Raw genomic sequence first — 3,775 nt, forward strand, 5'->3', positions numbered from 1 at the left:
AGGCAAACGGCTATAGGAGCCAGATTCAGCGTAAAGGCCATCGAAACAAACCGTTGTCCAAGACTCAGCAAGGGCGAAACCACAGGATTGCAAAGACTAGGGCACGGGTTGAACATGCATTTGCGGCGATGGAACAAATGGGTAGAAAACTGATCCGCACCATTGGACAGGTGCGCGCTAATTTTGCCATGACGATGATGGCAGCATGTTACAACCTAAAGCGGTTGGCGTACTTCCAGAGCGCGTGCATCGTGGCTTTCTGACGCCCAGAATGGGTCAAATGGCCCTAGCCAGGGCAATGTGCGATAGAATCAGTAACGTGATAATCAAAAAAAATCTAATTATTTAGAATGAAAGCCAAGGGTTAATTGAAAATCTTGAGTTTTTCGAGGTGCCCTCTTATTTTAATAAAAGAATATTTAGATATTACTTTATCTCATGATGGAGTTTTTACTAATAAGCCTGTTGCTCAATAGTGAAATAAAACTGCTTTCAATAAAAACAAGTTAGATACATCTAAAAAACACAAAAATAGGTTATTTTTTAATCTTATATAGGTCATTTTTAATTCAAAAATTGATGATTTTATCATCAATAGCTGGTTTTTTTGTAAGTCACAATTAATTTTGCTATTGAGCAACAGGCTTAATGAGTTATTTGTTACTCCAATAATCATTTCCACCTTGGTTATTTTATTTTTATTTATTTCATTAAATATCAAAAATCCAAATTACACAGTCAATAACAATGATTTTTCTCATAATCCAGCCAATGGTTTACCTATGGTCGGAGGGACTGATATTGCTGGTAATATGTATGGAGCATGTTCAAAATCAGACGACTGAAACCAGAGTATAAATCTAAAGAAAATTAATCCTATTAATCGAAATTAATTACGATCTATCGAAAGATAGATCAAATTTCTGTTACCTCAATTCAAGGAGTTGTTAAAATGGCACACCCTTTTAAGCGTTTAATTTTGGTCAGTTTCATCACGAGTTCACTAGCCCTGACCGGCTGTAGTGCGGTGAGTACGGCGGTTAAAAAACGCAACCTCGAAGTAAAACCCCAAATGAGTGAAACGATTTGGTTAGACCCTACTTCTCAGAAAACCGTTTACCTGCAAATTAAAAATACCTCCGATAAAGAGATGTCGGGTTTACCAAACCTGATTCGAAAAGCGGTTGAGGCCAAAGGCTATACGGTGGTGAATAATCCCAATGCCGCCTATTACTGGATACAGGCCAATGTCTTAAAAGCGGATAAGATGGATTTAAGAGATGCCCAACGCTTTTTATCGCAAGGTTATGAAGGTGCTGCCCTCGGCGCAGCGGTAGGCGCAAGTGCCATGGCTTATAACGTCGATTCTACCGGTGGTGTACTAGGCGTGGGATTAGCCGCAGGGCTGATTGGCGCAGCAGCGGATGCCATGGTGGAAGATGTGAATTATACCATGATCACCGATTTGCAGATTAGCGCCTTAAGCAAAAACAATAATGTGACCGTGAATGATACCGCCCGTCTGAAACAGGGTAACTCCGGTTCTCAATTGCAGACCAGCACCGAAACCACCAACCGCCATAAATACCAGACGCGGATTGTGTCCAATGCCAACAAGGTGAACCTGAAATTTGAAGAAGCAAAACCGGAACTGGAAAACCAGTTAGCAAAAAGTATTGCCAATATTCTTTAATTTCTTCCCCGTCTTAAATTAAAAGCCCAATAAATACGACTCTCTTAATAGAAAATTGGGCTTCCTGTTGCTAAGGAAACGTAATCATGAGTCTTGATGCCAGAAACATGACCCAGGGTGGTCAGGTAATTAAATACATGGTGGCGATGTTTATGCAGATTGCCAATATCGTGGCTTTTTGGGTAATTATCGCCACGGTGATGGTCTTTTTTGCCACCATCGCCGTTCAAATCCCGCTTGAGAAGATGATACACGGGTTAGCTTACTGGGCAATGGATAAACTGGTCATACCGCTACAGGAAGCGATTGGCACCCGTGAAGGCGGCACCTTCACCTTTCACTGGTTAAACCCAAGAACCGGTCAGGTGATTGAATTTGAGAAAACCGCCCGCGAGGTACGCCTCGATAGGTACTTTATTTATTGCTATAAGCCTGTTGCTCAATAGCAAAATTAATTGTGACTTACAAAAAAACCAGCTATTGATGATAAAATAATCAATTTTTGAATTAAAAATAACCTATATAAGATTAAAAAATAACCTATTTTTGTGTTTTTTAGATGTATCTAACTTGTTTTTATTGAAAGCAGTTTTATTTCACTATTGAGCAACAGGCTTTATGTGTTATTGAAAGAAGCCGCTTTTTGGGCATGGGGTGGCGCCTCCTTTACCTTTGTGGGTCTGATTGTGGCAGTGTTCTGGTGGTTAGGTAAAAAAGGCGCACAGCAGCGGAAAAATGAGATTATCGGTGGGCGCTATCTGGCAAATTCGGTAAAAGAGATTAATCAGTTTTTAAAAGCCAAAGGCAAACTCTCATCGCTTAAAATTGGCGATTTACACCTGGTTGAAAACAGCGAACAACAAAATATTGGACTGCATGGCACCGTGGGAACAGGGAAAAGCACCGTCATTAATGACCTATTAACGCAGGTAAGAAAACAGGGGAAAAGAGCGATTATCTATGATAAAGGCAATAACTTTATCCCGCATTTTTATCGCGAAGGGAAAGATATTATCTTAAACCCAATGGATGCACGTTGCCCGAACTGGGATTTATGGCGTGAATGCCAAGACCGCGCGGATTTTGAAACCTTTGCGCTGCCCTTATTCCCCGATGCCAAAAGCGGTGACCCATTCTGGCTGATGTCCGCTCGTCTTTTGTTTGTCGCCACCGCAGAGCATATGCGCTCACACCCTGACCGTTCGATTAAAAAATTATTACAGCGATTATTGTCCATTTCTCTGGCTGAATTGCATGATTTTGTGCAGGGCACCGATGCCGCTAATTTAGTCGATGGCAGTATAGAAAAAACGTAAGCGTCATTGGAACCACACAGTGCGCTGCTGCGTGGTTTAAGGTAAAGTGATTTTCCAGGGTAGTAGTGCGTTCCAGTCGATATCCTCATCTGGGTATTTTAGCGCCGTCAGCAACGCCAAAAGATAATCGTATGGGTTAAGTCCATTGATACGTGCACTTTCCACCAGGCTGTACAATAGCGCGCTGGCATGGGCACCGGATTCCGTATTGGCAAACAGCCAGTTTTTTCTACCAATTACAAAAGGCTTTATCGCCCGTTCGGCGCGGTTATTGTCGATACTCAAACGACCATCCTCCAGATAGCGCATCAGCTTTGGCCATTGTTTTTGACAATAACCAATGGCTTTACCCAGATAGCCTTTCGGGAGCACCTTCGTCTTTGATAACCAGGCTTCAAACTCCTCCATCAATGGACGCGCTTCGCTCTGTCGCCGTCGGTAAATCTCTTCAGGAGAAAGCCCTTGACACGTTTTTTCTATCCGGTACAGTTTCTGAATTAACCCTAAGGCCCAAATGGCTTTGCCTACTTTGGTATTCGGCTGGGCTCGCCGAGCCTCTTCAAATTTACGGCGCGCATGCGCCATGCAGCCAACGAGTTGAGCTTCCGTGCCATGATAACCCGCGTAGCCATCAACTTGCAGATACCCCGTATAGTTTACCAGGAATTCGCTCGGGCAACGCCCGCTGCGCGAGTCTTGGTAGTCGTAGATAACCAGGTGCGGCGTGTTATCTTCCACATTTCGCACATCACTGCCGGTGCCATAC

The 3,775-nt window shown here is 43.0% G+C and carries 6 protein-coding genes; 5 read left to right on the top strand and 1 reads right to left on the bottom strand.

The window, feature by feature from the left end:
* From CBG25_RS04290 to CBG25_RS04310, 5 genes are all read left to right on the top strand, one after another.
* Nucleotides 1-263: transposase (locus tag CBG25_RS04290; RefSeq protein ID WP_290603799.1), on the top strand; the 263-nt coding region annotated here is incomplete at its 5' end.
* 369 nt (nt 264-632) lie between these two features.
* The gene (locus tag CBG25_RS04295) at nt 633-845 is read left to right on the top strand and encodes a hypothetical protein (protein ID WP_290604834.1); all 213 of its coding nucleotides are present in this window, start codon (nt 633-635) and stop codon (nt 843-845) included.
* Nucleotides 846-952: 107 nt separating this feature from the next.
* The gene (gene traT / locus CBG25_RS04300; RefSeq protein ID WP_290604835.1) at nt 953-1,693 is read left to right on the top strand and encodes a complement resistance protein TraT; all 741 of its coding nucleotides are present in this window, start codon (nt 953-955) and stop codon (nt 1,691-1,693) included.
* A gap of 86 nt (nt 1,694-1,779) precedes the next feature.
* Nucleotides 1,780-2,139, top strand: coding sequence for a hypothetical protein (locus CBG25_RS04305; protein ID WP_290604837.1), 360 nt, complete (start codon nt 1,780-1,782; stop codon nt 2,137-2,139).
* Between the two features lie 156 nt (nt 2,140-2,295).
* The gene (locus CBG25_RS04310) at nt 2,296-3,009 is read left to right on the top strand and encodes a type IV secretion system DNA-binding domain-containing protein (RefSeq protein ID WP_290604838.1); all 714 of its coding nucleotides are present in this window, start codon (nt 2,296-2,298) and stop codon (nt 3,007-3,009) included.
* Nucleotides 3,010-3,045: 36 nt separating this feature from the next.
* Here the strand turns inward: CBG25_RS04310 and CBG25_RS04315 are convergent.
* The coding region (locus tag CBG25_RS04315; RefSeq protein ID WP_290604254.1) for an IS66 family transposase at nt 3,046-3,775 on the bottom strand (730 nt) is incomplete at its 5' end.

The sequence above is a fragment of the Arsenophonus sp. ENCA genome, assembly GCF_002287155.1.
In the GTDB taxonomy this organism is placed as follows: Bacteria; Pseudomonadota; Gammaproteobacteria; order Enterobacterales; family Enterobacteriaceae; genus Arsenophonus; species Arsenophonus nilaparvatae.

Coding starts and splice junctions, on each gene's coding strand:
- traT (WP_290604835.1), top strand. CDS start 953: ATGGCACACCCTTTTAAGCGTTTAATTTTGGTCAGTTTCATCACGAGT.
- CBG25_RS04305 (WP_290604837.1), top strand. CDS start 1,780: ATGAGTCTTGATGCCAGAAACATGACCCAGGGTGGTCAGGTAATTAAA.